Here is a 16,032-nt window from a genome sequence, read left to right as displayed (position 1 = left end):
GGCATCCGGCCCCCCACCGCTACAACCGTGGACCGTTCGGCGGGTTACGGGTTGGTGCAAGATCATTGCCATGACGGGACGGTGGCGGGCTCGGTGCCGGGAGGCGGCAGCTTGGCGGGCCGTCTCGGTGAGTGGACGTCAAATCGGGCAATCCGGAGACGGTTGACCTGGTCAGACGGCTTGTAGCCGAACCGTTGCCGTTCCGTCGGAAGTCCCCCACAGCGAGCGCATAGTGTGTGATGCCGTTCCTAGACGGTCGTGAGACCGGCATGAACTCCCCATGAGTTCTCGGCCGGTGCCAGGGCCGAAGCGCCGAGTACCTTTACAGCAGGGGGAGTCACAGCATGCGATCCATACGGCCGTCGTTCACCGTTCGGCGAGGGAGGGGCCCTCGCCGCGCCTCCCCCGCACTGGCGGCGGTCGCCCTCGCCTCGGCGCTGGCGCTGACCGCCACCGCTTGCAACGGCGGCGACAAGGCCGACGACAAGCCGACCGCCTCGGCCGCCGCGGCCGACACCGGCGACGGCAAGATCAAGATCCCGGACGACCTCAAGCAGAAGCTCAAGGAACACGGGATCGACATCGACAAGTGGAAGAACGGCGCCTGGAAGAACTGGAACAAGGACGACTGGCTGCGCGAGGCCAACGACTTCATCAACCCGATCATCAAGGGCCTGTGGGATCCCAACCGGATGCGCCACGCCAACGACCCGAACAAGGGTGTCAACGACAACGACATCTCCGGTGACCAGGGCGTGACGGACCCGACCCCGCAGCCGGTGAAGGCCCAGGCGGTCGCGTCGCCGTACCACACCAACGCGGCCCCGTTCGGCAAGCTGTTCTTCGACTCCCCCGAGGGCCACATGGTGTGCTCGGGCACGGTGGTGGAGGACCCCGCGCACCCGGGCAAGTCCGACCTCGTCTGGACGGCCGGGCACTGTGTGCACGCCGGCAAGAACGGCGGCTGGTACCGCAACATGGCCTTCGTGCCGTCGTACAACAACTCCGCCAAGTCGGTCGCTCAGCTGCAGGGCGCCAGCCGGTCCGAGATCGCCCCGTACGGCGTCTGGTGGGCCGATGCGGCGCGGACCTCGCAGCAGTGGATCGACCAGGGCGGGGAGACCGGCGGCGACGGTGCCCCGTACGACTACGCGGTGATCCATGTGACGCCGGAGCAGGGCAACGGCGGCAAGTCGCTGGAGGAGACGGTCGGCGGGGCACTGCCGGTGAACTTCGACGCCCCGGCGGTGCCGAAGGTCAGCAGCATCACCGCGTCCGGCTACCCGGAGGCGGCTCCGTTCGACGGTCAGCTGCTGTACCAGTGCAAGGACAAGCCGGGTCGGCTGTCCATCGACCAGTCGGCCCCGACGATGTACCGGATCGGCTGCACGATGACGGCCGGGTCCTCCGGCGGTGGCTGGGTGGAGACGGGTTCCGACGGCAAGCCGGCGCTCGTGTCCAACACGTCGATCGGCCCGGTGACTTCGGGATGGCTGGCCGGTCCTCGGTTCGGTCCTGTGGCCAAGGGCGTGTACGAGTCGGTCAGCAAGAAGTTCGCCGGGCAGTAAGGGCGGGGAGCACGCCTCCCCGCGCCCCTGAAGGAGCACCGAAGGCCCGCCCCCTCGACAGGGGGCGGGCCTTGGTGCAGCTGTGGTCAGGCCGCCGAGACCGGAGCGTACGGCGCCAGGTCCGCCGCCAGTTCCTCGTGGACCCGGACCTTGAGCAGGGTGCCCTCCGCCGTGTGTTCCTCGGAGATCACCTCGCCCTCGGTGTGGGCGCGGGCGACGAGCTTGCCGTGCGTGTACGGCACGAGGGCCTCGATCTCGACCGAGGGGCGCGGCAGATCGTTGTCGATCAGGGCGAGCAGTTCCTCGATGCCCCGGCCGGTGCGGGCCGAGACGGCGATGGAGCGCTTCTCGACCCTGAGCAGCCGCTGGAGGACCAGCGGGTCGGCCGCGTCCGCCTTGTTGATCACGACGATCTCGGGCACGTCGGTGGCGCCGACGTCCCGGATCACCTCACGCACGGCGGCGAGCTGCTCCTCCGGGTTCGGGTGCGAGCCGTCCACCACGTGCAGGATCAGGTCGGAGTCGCCGACCTCCTCCATGGTGGAACGGAACGCCTCGACCAGGTGGTGCGGCAGGTGGCGTACAAACCCGACGGTGTCCGCCAGCGTGTACAGGCGCCCGCTCGGGGTCTCCGCGCGGCGGACGGTCGGGTCCAGGGTCGCGAACAGGGCGTTCTCGACCAGGACACCGGCGCCCGTGAGGCGGTTGAGCAGGGAGGACTTGCCGGCGTTGGTGTAGCCCGCGATGGCCACGGACGGCACCTTGTTGCGCCGGCGCTCCTGGCGCTTGATCTCGCGGCCGGTCTTCATGTCCGCGATCTCCCGGCGCATCTTCGCCATCTTCTCGCGGATCCGGCGCCGGTCCGTCTCGATCTTGGTCTCACCGGGGCCACGCGTGGCGAGGCCACCGCGGCCGCCACCCATCTGCCGGGACAGCGACTGACCCCAGCCTCGCAGCCTCGGCAGCATGTACTGCATCTGCGCGAGCGCGACCTGCGCCTTGCCCTCCCGGGACTTGGCGTGCTGGGCGAAGATGTCCAGGATCAGGGCCGTACGGTCGATGACCTTGACCTTGACGACGTCCTCCAGCTGGATCAGCTGGCCCGGGCTCAGCTCACCGTCGCAGATGACCGTGTCGGCGCCCGTTTCGAGGACGATGTCACGCAGCTCCTGGGCCTTGCCGGAGCCGATGTAGGTGGCCGCGTCGGGCTTGTCGCGGCGCTGGATGACGCCGTCGAGCACGAGCGCGCCGGCGGTCTCCGCGAGGGCGGCGAGCTCGGCGAGGGAGTTGTCGGCGTCCTGTGCGGTGCCGGTGGTCCACACCCCGACGAGCACGACCCGCTCCAGGCGGAGCTGTCGGTACTCGACCTCGGTGACGTCCTCCAGCTCGGTGGACAGACCCGCCACACGGCGCAGGGCCGCGCGCTCGGAGCGGTCGAACTGGTCGCCGTCCCGCTCGCCGTCGATCTCGTGGCTCCAGGCGACGTCCTCTTCCATCAGGGCATCGGCCCGAAGACCCTCGGGATAGTCGTACGCGAGGCGCTTGGTGTCCTGGGAAGGGGAAGAAGAGGAGGTCATTGGATCCTTACGTCGATGGGATGCCGCTTGGGGCGTCGGTGGGGCGGTCCTGACGGACTGCGCTTATGTCGTCAACGTACGAGTACCCCGGGAGATTCCCGTGCCGCCCGTCCCGCGCCGACCCGAAGATGGTCGCACGAGGCGGCCCGTCTCGTCACCGTGTTATCGGTGGGTTCGCGGCTTGGCCGCCTTGGGCGGTGACGTGGGCTTCCAGTCCGGGTGGCCGGGCATCGGCGGGGTCTTGTCGCCGTACAGCCAGGCCTTGAAGAAGCCGCTCAGGTCACGCCCGGAGACCGCGGAGGCGAGCCGGACGAAGTCGGCGGTGGTGGCGGTGGAGTCCCGGTGTTCGCCGACCCACATCCGCTCCAGGCGTTCGAACGCCGGACGGCCGATCTCCTGCCTCAGGGCGTAGAGCACGAGCGCGGCGCCGTCGTAGATGTTCGGCCGGAAGATGCTGATCTTCTGGCCGGCGTCGGGCACCTTGGGCAGGGCCGGCGGCCCGCCGGCCGCGCGCCACCGGTCGGAGGCGCCGTACGCCGTCTTCATGCGGTCCGCCATGGACCGGTGCGCGTGCTCCTCGGCGTAGAGCGCCTCGTACCAGGTGGCGTGCCCCTCGTTCAGCCAGACGTCGGACCAGGTGCGGGGGCTGACGCTGTCGCCGAACCACTGGTGGGACAGCTCGTGGACCATGATCGACTCGACGTACCACTTGGGGTAGGCGGGCTCGGTGAACAGGTTCTTCTCGAAGAGGGAGAGGGTCTGTGTCTCCAGTTCGAACCCGGTGGACGCCTGCGCCATGAGCACGCCGTAGGTCTCGAAGGGGAACTTCCCGACCTTGCTCTCCATCCAGGCGATCTGGTCGGGCGTCCTGGCGAGCCAGGGTTCGAGGGCCTTGGCATCGGCGCTGGGCACGACGTCGCGCACCGGCAGCCCGTGCGGTCCCTCGCGGTGCAGCACGGTGGACCGGCCGATGGACACCTGGGCGAGTTCGGTGGCCATGGGGTGCTCGGTGCGGTAGGTCCAGGTGGTGGCACGGCCTGCCCGGTGCACTCCGGCGGGCAGCCCGTTGGCGACGGCGGTGTAGCCGTTCGGGGTGGTGATGTGGAAGGTGAACATCGCCTTGTCGGACGGGTGGTCGTTGCACGGGAAGACCAGGTGGGCGGCGTCGGCCTGGTTGGCCATGGCCAGGCCGTCGGAGGTGCGCACCCACCCGCCGTCCTCGTTCTTGCCGCCGGCGGGATCGCTGGTGTGCCTGACCGTGATCCGGGTCCGGCTGCCCTCCGCGAGGCTTCGGGCCGGGGTGACGACCAGGTCCTCGCCGGCGCTGGTGAAGGCCGCGGGATGCCCGTCGACCTCGACGGACTGCACGCTGCCGTGCGTGAAGTCGAGGTTGATCCGGTCCAGGTCGGCGGTGGTCCGGGCATCGATGGTGGTGACGGCCTGGAGCGGCTTGTCGTTGCTGCCGGGGTAGGTGAACGACAGGTCGTACGACGTCACGTCGTAGCCGGGGTTGCCCAGGTACGGGAAGAGCCGGTCGCCGACGCCGAGGGGCTCGGGCGGGGCCGCGGCGGCGAGGAGGCAGACGGAGACGGCGGAGGCGAGCAGGGCCGCCTTCCGGTGCCAGGAGACCCGGGGCTGGGTCCGGGACGGGGTCCGGGACTCGGAGCAGGCGCGCAGGCAGACGCGGGGGTTGAGCAGCATGCACCACCGCTACCAGTGCGTTCCCGCACGACGACGGCGACGCGCGCCCGGCCCACCCGAACGGGTCCGGCTCCGAGGGCCTTCTGATCCAAGCCCGGCGGGCTCCATGGCCCAGGTGCGGCGGCCTGAGCTCCTCCATCGCGCCTGAGCTCCTCCATCGCGCGGGAGGTCCTCACTCGCGTCCGGCGCTCCACGCTCGCACCCCGCGCCCTCAGGAGCCCGGGGCCTGGTGCTGGGCACGGGCCACGTCGTACACGCCCGGGACGTCCCGCATGGCGCGCATCAGGGCCGGGAGGCGGGCCGCGTCGGGGAGCAGCAGGGTGTACGTGTGCCGTACCCGCTGCTGGCTGGGCGGTTCCACGGTCGCCGAGACGATGTCGACGCCCGCCGAGGAGATCGCCTCGGTGAGGTCGGCGAGCAGATGAGGGCGGCCGAACGATTCAGCGACCAGGGTGACCCGGCACTCGGTGGTGTCCCCCCAGCGCACGCCGATCTCCCCGCGTCCCCTGCCCTTCATGTCCGCCACCGCGGCGCACTCCATCCGGTGCACGGTCACCACTCCCCCGCGTACCGCGAAGCCGGTGATCTCGTCGGGCGGCACGGGCGTACAGCACCGGGCGAGCCGTACGGAGGCTCCTGGCCGGTCCATGAGGACGTCGGCGCCGCGAGACCGGGCCGTCGGGCCGCCCTCGACGGGGGCCGCGTCCGCCGGGCGGGCCGCAAGGGTGCCCGGTGGCGCATCGGCGCGCCGCGCGGGGGCCGTCCCCTCGGCGGTTTCGGCGCGGGTGCCGGTCATGTCCTCCGTACTGGTGCCGCCGCCGGGGTGCGTCGCCAGCCAGCGCTGGATGGCGATGCGGGCGGCCGGGGTGTGGGCGTGCTCCAGCCATTCGCGGGAGGGCTCGGAAGCCGGGTCCTGGCCCATGAGGAGCTGGACGGTGTCGCCGTCCTTCAGCACGGTGCTGAGGGTGGCCAGTCGGCCGTTGACGCGGGCGCCGATGCAGGCGTGCGCGTCCTCGCCGTACTGGGCGTACGCGGCGTCCACGCAGGTGGCGCCCTCGGGCAGGCCGAGCGTGCCGCCGTCGGGGCGGAAGACGGTGAGCTCGCGGTCCTGGGCCAGGTCCTCGCGCAGGGTGGACCAGAAGGTGTCGGGATCGGGGGCGGCCTGCTGCCACTCGAGGAGTCGGGAGAGCCAGCCGGGGCGGGTGGGGTCGGCGCGCTCGCCGTCGGCGGGCGTGCCGGAGGCCGGGACGTCGGAGGCGGGGGCGTCAGGGGCCGGGGCGTAGGGGTTGCCGAGGGCGACGACGCCGGCCTCGGCGACCTTGTGCATCTGGTGCGTGCGGATGAGGACTTCGACGACCTGGCCGTCGGGGCGGGCGACGGCGGTGTGCAGCGACTGGTACAGGTTGAACTTCGGTACGGCGATGAAGTCCTTGAACTCCGAGACGACCGGCGTCATACAGGTGTGCAGTTCGCCGAGGACGCCGTAACAGTCGGCGTCCTCGTTCACCAGCACGAGCAGGCGGCCGAAGTCGGTGCCGCGCAGCTGTCCGCGTTTGCGGGCCACGCGGTGCACGGAGACGAAGTGCCGCGGCCGGATGAGCACTTCGGCCTGGATGCCGGCCTCGCGCAGCACCCCGCGCATCTCGTCGGCGACCTCGGCGAGCGGGTCGTCGGGGCGGGCGGCGTTGTCGGCGATGAGCCGGCGTGTGTGCTCGTACTCCCCGGGGTGCAGGATGGCGAAGACCAGGTCCTCCATCTCGGTCTTCAGGGCCTGCACGCCGAGGCGTTCGGCGAGCGGGATGAGGACGTCGCGGGTGACCTTGGCGATCCGCGCCTGTTTCTCCGGGCGCATCACGCCGAGGGTGCGCATGTTGTGCAGGCGGTCGGCGAGTTTGATCGACATCACGCGCACGTCGCTGCCGGTGGCGACGAGCATCTTGCGGAAGGTCTCCGGTTCGGCGGCGGCTCCGTAGTCGACCTTCTCCAGTTTCGTGACGCCGTCGACGAGATAACGAACCTCCTCGCCGAACTGTTCCCGCACCTGGTCGAGCGTCACATCGGTGTCCTCGACGGTGTCGTGGAGCAGGGAGGCCGTCAAGGTCGTTGTCTCGGCGCCGAGTTCGGCGAGGATCAGGGTCACGGCGAGCGGGTGGGTGATGTACGGTTCACCGCTCTTGCGCATCTGACCGCGGTGCGAGGACTCCGCGAGGACGTAGGCGCGGCGCAGCGGGTCGAGGTTCGCGTCGGGATGGTGGGCCCGGTGCGCCTCCACGACATGACTGATGGCGTCGGGCAGTTTGCCGCGGACGGCGGGGCCGAGCAGCGCGGCCCGGCCGAGCCTGCGCAGGTCGATCCGGGGCCGGGACTTCCTGCGGTCCGCTCTGGGCACCGCGGCGGCGGTGACCGCCGCGGACGCCGTCGGCGCTACCGGGCCAGGGGTCGCAGGATTCGTGGCCTCCGCACTCATGGGCACCTCCGGCTCGTGGACCGGCGGACGGGGCCCCAGGGCGTACGCGGCTCAGGGATGGCGACGTTCCCCCGTCCGTGCCGGTGCTTGATGCTACCGAGCCCACCACGTGCGACCGACCGCCTCTCGCCGAGCGTGAAACGGATCACCCATTCGAGCGACGGAAAGGAGGTTTAGGGTTTGCGCCAACTGCCTTGGGACCGACCGCGGTTTCGAACAGACGCGGTCACCGGAAACCGCTGATCCAGGAGCCGAGGGCCGTCCCGCTCGCGGTGACGCCGCGTCAGCGAAGGGCGTTTTCCAGCCATCCGCCGTCGATCTCGCCCTCGGCGACGATCACGGCGGGGCCGGTCATCTCGATCTCGCCGTCGGGCCGCTCGGTGATGACCAGACGGCCGCCGGGCAGATCGACGGTGTACGTGACCGGGGTTCCGGTGACGGCCGGGTCGGCACCGTCGCGCCGGGCTGCGGCCACGGCGACGGCGCACGCGCCCGTGCCGCACGAGCGGGTCTCGCCGGAGCCGCGCTCGTGCACACGCATGGCGACGTGCCGGGGACCTCGGTCGACGACGAACTCGACGTTGACCCCGTCGGGGTAGGCGGCGGCCGGGCTGAACGGCGGCGGGTCGTACAGGGTGCCGGCCTGCGCGAGGTCGTCGACGAAGGCCACCGCGTGCGGGTTGCCCATGTTCACGTTGCGGGCGGGCCAGCTGCGCTCGCCGACGCTCACCGTGACCTCGCCCTCCGGCAGGCGGGCGCGGCCCATGCCGGCCGTGACGTCACCGTCCTCGGCGATGTGGACGGTCTTCACGCCCGCGCGCGTGGCGATCGCGAGGTCGCCCTCGCCCACATGTCCGGCGTGCTGGAGGTAGCGCGCGAACACACGGACTCCGTTGCCGCACATCTCGGCGACCGATCCGTCGCCGTTGCGGTAGTCCATGAACCACTCGGCCTCGGCGGCCATCCCCTTGGCCTCGGGGTGCGCGGCGGACCGTACGACGTGCAGCACGCCGTCGGCGCCGATGCCGGCGCGGCGGTCGCAGAGGACTGCCACGGTGGCCGGGGTGAGGTCGAGGGCGTTCTCGGGGTCCGGGACGATCACGAAGTCGTTCTCGGTGCCGTGGCCCTTGAGGAAGGGGATGCGCATTCTTCGATCGTAAAGGAACAGGTGGGTGGGGCGGAGCGGCGGTTCGGGGTGGGTGAGGGCACTGCCCGTCGCCGCGCACTGCGGTCGGACGCGCTGTTCAGCGCAGACGGGCCACTCGCCACACGGCGAGGACCACCACCACCGCCACGAGCAGCACATACCCGATCACGACCCGCCAGTCCGCGCGTCGCCCCGACCCCCTCGCCGGGAGGCCGGGCCACGTGTAGCCCACCCTGCGGGCCGCCATCATGCCCCAGCCCGCCGCGCACGAGCAGATCAGCAGTCCCAGCATCGCGATCACCGCGCCGCTGTCGCCGAAGTCGAAGGCGAGCGGGAAGGCGAACATCAGGGAGCCGACGGCGGACAGACCCACGATGGGGGCGAGCTGCCACAGGCGGAGCCTGCGCTGCGGGCGCAGCTCGACCTCCACCTCCGGACCGCCCGGGTACATCTCCTCGGGCTCCGGCCCGTCGTCGGTCACGCCGTCCGGCGTCTCGTCGGGGCCGTCGTCGGTCAGCCGGTCATCGATGAGCGGGTCCTCGGTGAGCCGCTCGTCGAAGGGCCGGTCGTCGGCGAGCGGGTCGCCGGTGAGGCGGTCCTGCGCCGGCCGGTCCTCGGGGTGAGGGGCTTCGGGCAGCCGGTGCTCGTCCAGGCGGTCTCCGCTCGGACGCTCGCCGGTCAGCCGGTCCTCGCCCAGGCAGCCGTCGGTCAGACGGCCGCCGCCCCGGTCCGGCCCGTCACCCGCGGTGGTGACGTGCTCGGTACTGTGTGCGGTGTCGCGAGGGCCGGCCTCCATCGCCACGCGCCCTCCCAACTAGGCTCCACTTGGTCGATCGAAGCTCGATGATGGCACGGCACCGAAGGCCGCGATGACCGGCGGCGCATCCCGATGCCATGACGTGATCAGGCTGTAACCGGTCGTTCGACCAACGCCAGGGCCTGGTGCGGAAGTTCCCCGCGATCCGCCACGGCCCCGCTCAGCCAGTGCACCCGGGGATCGCGCCTGAACCAGGAATCCTGGCGGCGCGCGAAGCGCTTGGTCGCCCGTACGGTCTCGGCCCGCGCCTCCGCTTCGGTGCACTCCCCGGCGAGCGCCGCGAGCACCTGCTGGTAACCCAGCGCACGCGACGCCGTGCGCCCCTCGCGCAACCCCTCCGCCTCCAGTGCGCGCACCTCGTCCACGAGGCCCGCCTCCCACATCCGGTCGACACGGCGCGCGATGCGCTCGTCCAGCTCCGGTCGCGCCACGTCGACTCCGATCTGGACGGTGTCGTACACGGAGTCGTGGCCCGGCAGGTTGGCGGTGAAGGGCCGGCCGGTGATCTCGATCACTTCCAGCGCCCGGACGATACGGCGGCCGTTGCTCGGCAGGATCGCGCGGGCGGCCCCCGGGTCGGCGGCGGCCAGCCTGGCGTGCAGCGCGCCCGAGCCACGCAGCGCCAGCTCCTCCTCCAGACGGGCCCGGACCTCGGGGTCGGTACCGGGGAACTCCAGGTTGTCGACGGCCCCGCGGACGTACAGGCCGGAACCGCCGACCAGGATCGGCCAGCGGCCCCCGGCGAGCAGTGCGTCGATCCGGGCGCGGGCCAGCTTCTGGTACTCGGCGACGGAGGCGGTGACCGTCACGTCCCAGATGTCCAGCAGGTGGTGCGGGATGCCGCCGCGCTCCTCGGGCGTCAGCTTGGCGGTGCCGATGTCCATCCCTCGGTACAGCTGCATGGAGTCCGCGTTGACGACCTCCCCGCCGAGCTCTTGGGCCAGGAAGACACCGAGATCGGACTTCCCGGCCGCGGTGGGTCCGACGACGGCGATGACACGGGGGGTGGAGGGTGCACTGCTCACCGCACCAGTCTCGCAAACCTCCTGGCGGCGCCTCGAACGAGTTACGTGACGGGTGGGGTCCCGGGTCGTTGCCCGTGGCGAGGTACCGCCCTCCGGACCGCCGGAGGCGGTGACCCGGGCGGCGCAACCGTACGCACCGGGTAACGCGGGAATTCGCCCGCACGAGTACCGTATGGAGTGGATATGGGCGTTTTTGCACGACTCCTCGGCAGGTCGAAGGCGACTCCGGAGGCGTCGGCCGCCGAGGCGCAGACCGGAACGGAGCCGGCCGGGGCCGAGGCGGAGGAAGCGGAGTCGGCGGAGGCGGAGGAAGCGGAGTCGGCGGAGGCGGAGGCGGAGAGTTCGGACGGGGACGGGAGCGAGGACGCGGCGACGCGGTCCGACGCCGCTGAGGACGACGCCTCCGACGGCTCCGGCATCCCCAAGCAGCAGTCCGCCGAGGAGGCCGCCGACAACGAGGCCGACGAGGGCGCCCGCAGGTAACTGGCCCGCGAGGGAAGGTGGACCATGGGTCTGTTGGACAACATGAAGGCCAAGCTCGGCCCGGCCAAGGACAAGGTGTCGGACCTCGCGCGACAGCACGGGGACAAGGTCCAGCACGGTCTCGACAAGGCCGCCAAGGTCGTGGACGACCGGACCAAGCACAAGTACAGCGACAGGATCCAGGCGGGCACCGGCAAGGCCAAGGAGGCCATGGACCGCCTCGCCCACAAGGAGGGTCCCGGCCCGGAAGGTCCCGGCCCGGTCAAGGCCACCGGCGATCCCACGCCCCCCACCCGGCCGGAGGGCCCGCCACCGGCTTCCTGAGTCTCGTGAACGGCATGCGGATCGGCGGACGGTCGTGGAGCCCACCGGCTCCCGGCCGTCCGCCGTTTCCCCGCGCGCCGCAGTCCTACCGGCCCGCTACGACCAGGCGGCCACCACGTATCCCACGCCGTACGGCGCGTCCTCGTACAGCAGTGCGCCGGTGAGGTTCGCGCCCTCGGCGGCACCGGCCAGGACCTGCCAGGGGGCCCGGCCGGAGGCCTTCAGTTCCTGAGCCAGTTCGGCGTCCAGCGCCTTCACGGCCGCCACGTCCGCGGCGCCCAGCGCCCGCGCGACCTCCGCGTCGAAGGGTGCCGCCCGCTCGTCCAGGTAGCCCGGCGCCTTGACCGTACGGCACGCGCTGGCGTCTCCCATCACCAGCAGGGCCACCCGGCCGGCCTTGGCGCCGATCACCCTTCCGGCTTCGGTGCACCGCTCGGGCGCGAGGGGTTCCCCGACACCGAGTCCCTCGATCGGGGCATCCGCCCAGCCGGTCCGCTCCAGCAGCCATGCGCCGACGGCCAGCGACGGCGGCAGCTCCCGTTCGGAGACGGAGTGCCCGGTGGTGGGGCCGAGGCGTACCGCCATGTCGACCCCGAATCCGCGGAATGAGCCGAGGGTGCCCTGCGGAAACGATCCGCGCCCGCTCTGCTCGGCGGGCCCGACGACCACCAGGAGGTCGGGGCGGGCGGCGGCGAGCACCCCGAGCGCGTCGGTGCAGGCCGCGCGCGCGGCGTCCATCTCGGGAGCGGCGCCCGCGGCCACCTCGGGCACGAGCAGCGGAGGGCAGGGACAGACTGCGGCGGCGACAAGCATGACCGGCAGGGTACGCCGTACGACGGCCCCGGCCGAGTCGGTCCTCGATGCGCACGTCGGTCGGATCGACCGCCGGTGAACGCAACCCGGTCAGTCGCAGCCGCAGCCGCTGCCCGATGCGACCGGCAGCGGCTCGGGCACCCCGATCTTCGGCAGGCCGAGCATGACGCCGGCCGGTCCCGCGGCCTCGGCGGCGTTGCGCTTCTCCCAGGCGTCCCCCGCGCGCGTGCGGCGCACGGAGAGGGCGGGGCCCTCGGCGAGGAGGTGGTGCGGGGCTGCGTAGGTCACCTCGACGGTGACGACGTCACCGGGGCGGACCTCCTGCTCCGGCTTGGTGAAGTGGACCAGCCGGTTGTCGGGGGCGCGGCCGGAGAGCCGGTGCGTGGCACCGTCCTTGCGCCCCTCGCCCTCGGCGACCATCAGCTCGAACGTGCGGCCGACCTGCTTCTTGTTCTCCTCCCAGGAGATCTCCTCCTGGAGGGCGACGAGCCGCTCGTAGCGCGCCTGGACGACCTCCTTGGGGATCTGGTTCTCCATGGTCGCGGCCGGGGTGCCGGGCCGCTTGGAGTACTGGAAGGTGAAGGCCTGCGCGAACCGCGCCTCACGGACCACGTGCAGGGTCTGCTCGAAGTCCTCCTCGGTCTCGCCGGGGAAGCCCACGATGATGTCGGTGGTGATCGCGGCGTGCGGGATGGCGGCCCGCACCTTCTCGATGATCCCGAGGTAACGCTCCTGCCGGTAGGAGCGGCGCATCGCCTTGAGCACGGTGTCCGAGCCGGACTGCAGCGGCATGTGCAGCTGCGGCATCACGTTCGGGGTCTCGGCCATCGCGGCGATGACGTCGTCGGTGAAGTCACGGGGATGCGGGGACGTGAACCGCACCCGCTCCAGGCCCTCGATGGTCCCGCAGGCGCGCAGCAGCTTGCTGAAGGCCTCCCGGTCGCCGATGTCGGAGCCGTAGGCGTTGACGTTCTGCCCGAGCAGCGTGATCTCGGAGACGCCCTCGGCGACCAGGGCCTCGACCTCGGCGAGGATGTCGCCGGGCCGGCGGTCCTTCTCCTTGCCGCGCAGGGCCGGGACGATGCAGAAGGTGCACGTGTTGTTGCAGCCGACGGAGATCGACACCCAGGCCGCGTAGGCGCTCTCGCGCCGGGTCGGCAGGGTCGACGGGAAGGCCTCCAGCGACTCGGCGATCTCGACCTGCGCCTCCTCCTGCACGCGGGCGCGCTCCAGCAGGACCGGCAGCTTGCCGATGTTGTGCGTGCCGAAGACGACGTCCACCCAGGGCGCCTTCTTCACGATGGTGTCGCGGTCCTTCTGCGCGAGGCAGCCGCCGACCGCGATCTGCATGCCCGGCCGCGAGGCCTTCCTCGGCGCGAGCCGGCCGAGATTGCCGTACAGCCGGTTGTCGGCGTTCTCCCGCACGGCGCAGGTGTTGAACACGACCACGTCCGCGTCCCCGTCCGAACCCTCGGGGGCCCGCACGTACCCGGCCTCCTCGAGCAGCCCGGCCAAACGCTCGGAATCGTGGACGTTCATCTGGCACCCGTAGGTGCGGATCTCGTAACTCTTGGGGGCTCGAACGTCCACTGCGGGGCTCCGGTCGCTGCTGCTGGTCATGCGTCAAGGGTAGGCGCTGTCGGGAGAGCCCTGTTCCGGCTGGTCTGCCCGCCTGCCGGGCGCACACTGTAAGCAGAAGGCCATGCGTCATGAGCCGCACGTGGAGGTGAGCCATGAGCACCCTGGAACTGCACGTCGACGTCGATGTCCCGGTCGACCGGGCCTGGGAGACCCTGCATCGGGTGGAGAACTATCCGCGCTTCGTGGAAGGGGTGAGAGACGCGCGTACGGAGTCGGGGGGCCGAGCGCATCTGGACCTCGAGACAGGCGGCCGGGCCCGGGAGGTCGACGCCGAGGTGACCGACCGCGGAGAGCGTGTGATGGAGTGGCTCACCACGAGCGCTCCCGAGCTGACGGGTTCCTTCTCGGTCCAGCCGATCGACCGGGACCACACCCGGATCCAGGCACGGCTGGAGTACGACCCCGGCACGGTCCGGGACGCCTTCGGCGGGCCGAAGGGGTTCGCCCAGACGAACGCGATCGAACGGCTCGTCCGCAGCGATCTGGCGCACTTCAAGGAGTACGTCGAACGCGGGTGAGCGCCGCGAAGGCGGTGGGCGCGACGACGTCGGGCAGCCGGCAGGCCGGTCAGGTCTCCATCACGGCGTCGCAGTCCGGACAGACCACGGACGCGTGTTCCTCGGGGTACCAGGGCGCTCCCGGGTGTGCGGAGGGCCTCCAGTCGGCCGTCTCCATCGCGAAGGTGTCCTTGCCGCAGAGGGTCCGCGGTCCCGTGGCCGTGTGCGACCCCGGCGCGGCCGGTGCCGCGTGCACCTTGCGCACGCGCCGTTCCGCCCCGCTCGCCGGTTCTGCGGAGGAGCGTGCTGCGCCCGGTTTGTCGAGTTCGTAGACGACGATCTCGCTCATGTCTCCACCGTAGGCGTCGCCACCCGGTGATGTGGTGAACCGGGCCGTGAACTCCGTCCCCCGAGGACCGGACGATCTCGTGCGGGCCCTCACGGCCGCCGGGGTCGGGGACGAACGTCTGCTCGCGGCCGTGCGGGCGACCCCCCGGACGGGATTCGTCCCGGCCGATCAGACGGCCGCCGCCTACCGGGACGTACCCGTCGCCATCGGGCAGGGACAGGTCACCACGCAGCCCTCGCTGTCCGCCCTGATGATCGAGGGTCTGGCTCTGGACGGGTGCGAGCACGTCCTGGAGGTCGGCACGGGTCTGGGCTTCCAGACCGCCCTGCTCGCCCGGTTGGCCGCGGACGTGGTCAGCATCGAGCTGCGGCCGGACACAGCCCGCCGGGCCCGCGTGAACCTCGCCCGTCAGGGCGTGCGGAACGTGGAGCTGCGCATCGGCGACGGCAGCGGCGGCGTACCGGATCTGGCTCCGTACGACGCCGTCCTCGTGTCGGCCGCGTTCCCGGAGGTGCCCGCGCCGCTGGTCGCACAGCTACGGCCGGGCGGCCGGCTGGTGCAGCCGATCGGGCCGGGCGGGCACGAGCAGGTGGTGTGCTTCGAGCGCACCGCGGCGGGGCTGGCGCAGGTGCGGGTCCTGGCCTCGGCCTGCTTCGTCCGGTTGCAGGGACGATACGGCTTCCCGCCCGACGCGGCGGGGTTGCGTTGAGGCGTTCCCCGCGGCCTCGCACCGTCCTCGGCGGCGAGCTGTTCTTCGGCGTGCTGAGCTGCTCGCCGGCGTGCTGAGCTGTTCGGCGGCGGCAAGCTACTCGTCGGCGACGCGCACGACCGCCAGCGTGATGTTGTCGGGGCCGCCCGCGGCGATGGCGGCCTTCCACAGCTCGAAGGCGGCGCGGCCGTCGTCGTGCTCCCGCATCACCTCGTCGAGCACATCCGCCGGCACAGGGTCGGTCAGACCGTCGGTGCAGACGAGGTAGCGGGCGCCGGGAGACAGGGACTCGGCCGTCACATGGGGATGGACGGCGCGGTACGAGGGGCTGCCGCCCAGGCACTGGGTGACGATGGACGTGGTGTGCTGCCCGGGTTCGAGCGGGGGGTTGTCGTCGACGCTCACCAGGCGCAGACCGTCGCGGGAAGCCGCGTAGACCCGGCTGTCGCCCACGTTGAACGCCAGCAGCGAGCCTGGCTGCACGACGATGCCGGCGATGGTGGTGCCCATGGCGGCGAGCTCGGTCTCCTCCTCGCCGCCGGCGGCCGCGTACACGGCGCGATTGCAGGCGTTCAGGGCGTCACGGACGGCGTCCTCGCCGCTCAGGGTGGGGCCGACGGCCGCGATCCGGCGGGCGACGAGGGCGCTGGCCAGGTCGCCTCCGGGATGCCCGCCGAGCCCGTCCGCGACGGCGACCACAAGGGGCGTGCCCAGCGGGAAGACCAGGGTCTGCGGGCTCTCCGTCACCGTGGCGCACAGGGTCCACGGTCCGACCACGAGGCTGTCCTCGTTGCGTTCGCGGAGCAGCCCGGGGTGACTCAGTGCGCTCACCGCCACGTACCGCATGGAACGCCACCGCCTTCCCGGGCGGGCCACGGCCGTCGGCCGGCTCGCTGCCCGCGGCTCCAGGGTAG

The 16,032-nt window shown here is 71.8% G+C and carries 15 protein-coding genes; 5 read left to right on the top strand and 10 right to left on the bottom strand.

Features of this window, described 5'->3' with window-relative positions:
• The first annotated feature begins 344 nt into the window (after nt 1-344).
• Entirely contained in the window at nt 345-1,568 is a 1,224-nt protein-coding gene (locus ACFYZB_RS28630) for a hypothetical protein (protein ID WP_351209013.1), read from the top strand.
• 86 nt (nt 1,569-1,654) lie between these two features.
• On the opposite strand, the gene hflX is transcribed toward ACFYZB_RS28630, so the two are convergent.
• The 6 genes from hflX to miaA form a co-directional block, all read right to left on the bottom strand.
• Nucleotides 1,655-3,145, bottom strand: a complete 1,491-nt coding sequence (hflX, locus tag ACFYZB_RS28625; protein WP_351209014.1) for a GTPase HflX — start codon at nt 3,143-3,145, stop codon at nt 1,655-1,657.
• Between the two features lie 162 nt (nt 3,146-3,307).
• Nucleotides 3,308-4,846, bottom strand: a complete 1,539-nt coding sequence (locus ACFYZB_RS28620; protein ID WP_388763581.1) for a M1 family metallopeptidase — start codon at nt 4,844-4,846, stop codon at nt 3,308-3,310.
• Between the two features lie 211 nt (nt 4,847-5,057).
• On the bottom strand, nt 5,058-7,313 hold the full coding sequence (locus ACFYZB_RS28615) for a RelA/SpoT family protein (protein ID WP_388763579.1): 2,256 nt from the start codon (nt 7,311-7,313) through the stop codon (nt 5,058-5,060).
• A gap of 283 nt (nt 7,314-7,596) precedes the next feature.
• Nucleotides 7,597-8,460: a diaminopimelate epimerase gene (gene dapF, locus ACFYZB_RS28610; RefSeq protein WP_351209017.1), complete on the bottom strand. Its 864-nt coding sequence runs from the start codon at nt 8,458-8,460 to the stop codon at nt 7,597-7,599.
• 97 nt (nt 8,461-8,557) lie between these two features.
• A complete protein-coding gene (locus tag ACFYZB_RS28605; RefSeq protein ID WP_388763577.1) occupies nt 8,558-9,262 on the bottom strand; it encodes a hypothetical protein in 705 nt (234 codons plus the stop codon).
• 101 nt (nt 9,263-9,363) lie between these two features.
• Nucleotides 9,364-10,302: a tRNA (adenosine(37)-N6)-dimethylallyltransferase MiaA gene (miaA, locus tag ACFYZB_RS28600; protein ID WP_351209018.1), complete on the bottom strand. Its 939-nt coding sequence runs from the start codon at nt 10,300-10,302 to the stop codon at nt 9,364-9,366.
• Between the two features lie 183 nt (nt 10,303-10,485).
• Between miaA and ACFYZB_RS28595 the strand changes: the two genes are divergently transcribed.
• Together ACFYZB_RS28595 and ACFYZB_RS28590 are read left to right on the top strand one after the other, a co-directional pair.
• Nucleotides 10,486-10,785 carry a hypothetical protein gene (locus ACFYZB_RS28595; protein WP_388763575.1) on the top strand — a complete coding sequence of 100 codons (300 nt, stop codon included), beginning with the start codon at nt 10,486-10,488 and terminating at the stop codon, nt 10,783-10,785.
• Between the two features lie 24 nt (nt 10,786-10,809).
• Nucleotides 10,810-11,109: an antitoxin gene (locus ACFYZB_RS28590; protein ID WP_351209020.1), complete on the top strand. Its 300-nt coding sequence runs from the start codon at nt 10,810-10,812 to the stop codon at nt 11,107-11,109.
• Nucleotides 11,110-11,205: 96 nt separating this feature from the next.
• Here ACFYZB_RS28590 and ACFYZB_RS28585 read toward each other — a convergent pair whose 3' ends face one another.
• Entirely contained in the window at nt 11,206-11,922 is a 717-nt protein-coding gene (locus ACFYZB_RS28585) for a class III extradiol dioxygenase subunit B-like domain-containing protein (RefSeq protein ID WP_388763573.1), read from the bottom strand.
• Nucleotides 11,923-12,012: 90 nt separating this feature from the next.
• On the bottom strand, nt 12,013-13,542 hold the full coding sequence (gene miaB, locus ACFYZB_RS28580) for a tRNA (N6-isopentenyl adenosine(37)-C2)-methylthiotransferase MiaB (protein WP_388763571.1): 1,530 nt from the start codon (nt 13,540-13,542) through the stop codon (nt 12,013-12,015).
• A 113-nt stretch (nt 13,543-13,655) separates the two neighbouring features.
• On the opposite strand from miaB, the gene ACFYZB_RS28575 reads away from it, so the two are divergent.
• On the top strand, nt 13,656-14,081 hold the full coding sequence (locus ACFYZB_RS28575) for an SRPBCC family protein (protein WP_388763569.1): 426 nt from the start codon (nt 13,656-13,658) through the stop codon (nt 14,079-14,081).
• Between the two features lie 49 nt (nt 14,082-14,130).
• On the opposite strand, the gene ACFYZB_RS28570 is transcribed toward ACFYZB_RS28575, so the two are convergent.
• The gene (locus ACFYZB_RS28570; protein ID WP_388763567.1) at nt 14,131-14,409 is read right to left on the bottom strand and encodes a hypothetical protein; all 279 of its coding nucleotides are present in this window, start codon (nt 14,407-14,409) and stop codon (nt 14,131-14,133) included.
• A gap of 46 nt (nt 14,410-14,455) precedes the next feature.
• Here ACFYZB_RS28570 and ACFYZB_RS28565 point away from each other — a divergent pair, with 46 nt between their 5' ends.
• Nucleotides 14,456-15,118 (top strand): protein-L-isoaspartate O-methyltransferase, encoded by a 663-nt coding sequence (locus tag ACFYZB_RS28565; protein ID WP_388763565.1) that lies wholly within the window; start codon nt 14,456-14,458, stop codon nt 15,116-15,118.
• Between the two features lie 96 nt (nt 15,119-15,214).
• Here the strand turns inward: ACFYZB_RS28565 and ACFYZB_RS28560 are convergent, their stop codons facing one another.
• A complete protein-coding gene (locus ACFYZB_RS28560) occupies nt 15,215-15,964 on the bottom strand; it encodes a PP2C family serine/threonine-protein phosphatase (RefSeq protein ID WP_351209026.1) in 750 nt (249 codons plus the stop codon).
• Between the last annotated feature and the right edge of the window lie 68 nt (nt 15,965-16,032).

This window comes from Streptomyces sp. NPDC001852 (assembly GCF_042891825.1).
Classification (GTDB): Bacteria; Actinomycetota; Actinomycetes; order Streptomycetales; family Streptomycetaceae; genus Streptomyces.
This window is presented reverse-complemented; position numbering and strand designations above follow the sequence as displayed.

What these genes read in the sequence shown, in the direction of transcription:
- ACFYZB_RS28630 (WP_351209013.1), top strand. Translation starts at nt 345, where the DNA reads ATGCGATCCATACGGCCGTCGTTCACCGTTCGGCGAGGGAGGGGCCCT.
- miaB (WP_388763571.1), bottom strand. Translation starts at nt 13,542, where the DNA reads ATGACCAGCAGCAGCGACCGGAGCCCCGCAGTGGACGTTCGAGCCCCC.
- dapF (WP_351209017.1), bottom strand. Translation starts at nt 8,460, where the DNA reads ATGCGCATCCCCTTCCTCAAGGGCCACGGCACCGAGAACGACTTCGTG.
- ACFYZB_RS28575 (WP_388763569.1), top strand. Translation starts at nt 13,656, where the DNA reads ATGAGCACCCTGGAACTGCACGTCGACGTCGATGTCCCGGTCGACCGG.
- ACFYZB_RS28620 (WP_388763581.1), bottom strand. Translation starts at nt 4,846, where the DNA reads ATGCTGCTCAACCCCCGCGTCTGCCTGCGCGCCTGCTCCGAGTCCCGG.
- ACFYZB_RS28615 (WP_388763579.1), bottom strand. Translation starts at nt 7,313, where the DNA reads ATGAGTGCGGAGGCCACGAATCCTGCGACCCCTGGCCCGGTAGCGCCG.
- ACFYZB_RS28570 (WP_388763567.1), bottom strand. Translation starts at nt 14,409, where the DNA reads ATGAGCGAGATCGTCGTCTACGAACTCGACAAACCGGGCGCAGCACGC.
- ACFYZB_RS28590 (WP_351209020.1), top strand. Translation starts at nt 10,810, where the DNA reads ATGGGTCTGTTGGACAACATGAAGGCCAAGCTCGGCCCGGCCAAGGAC.
- ACFYZB_RS28585 (WP_388763573.1), bottom strand. Translation starts at nt 11,922, where the DNA reads ATGCTTGTCGCCGCCGCAGTCTGTCCCTGCCCTCCGCTGCTCGTGCCC.
- ACFYZB_RS28595 (WP_388763575.1), top strand. Translation starts at nt 10,486, where the DNA reads ATGGGCGTTTTTGCACGACTCCTCGGCAGGTCGAAGGCGACTCCGGAG.
- hflX (WP_351209014.1), bottom strand. Translation starts at nt 3,145, where the DNA reads ATGACCTCCTCTTCTTCCCCTTCCCAGGACACCAAGCGCCTCGCGTAC.
- ACFYZB_RS28560 (WP_351209026.1), bottom strand. Translation starts at nt 15,964, where the DNA reads ATGCGGTACGTGGCGGTGAGCGCACTGAGTCACCCCGGGCTGCTCCGC.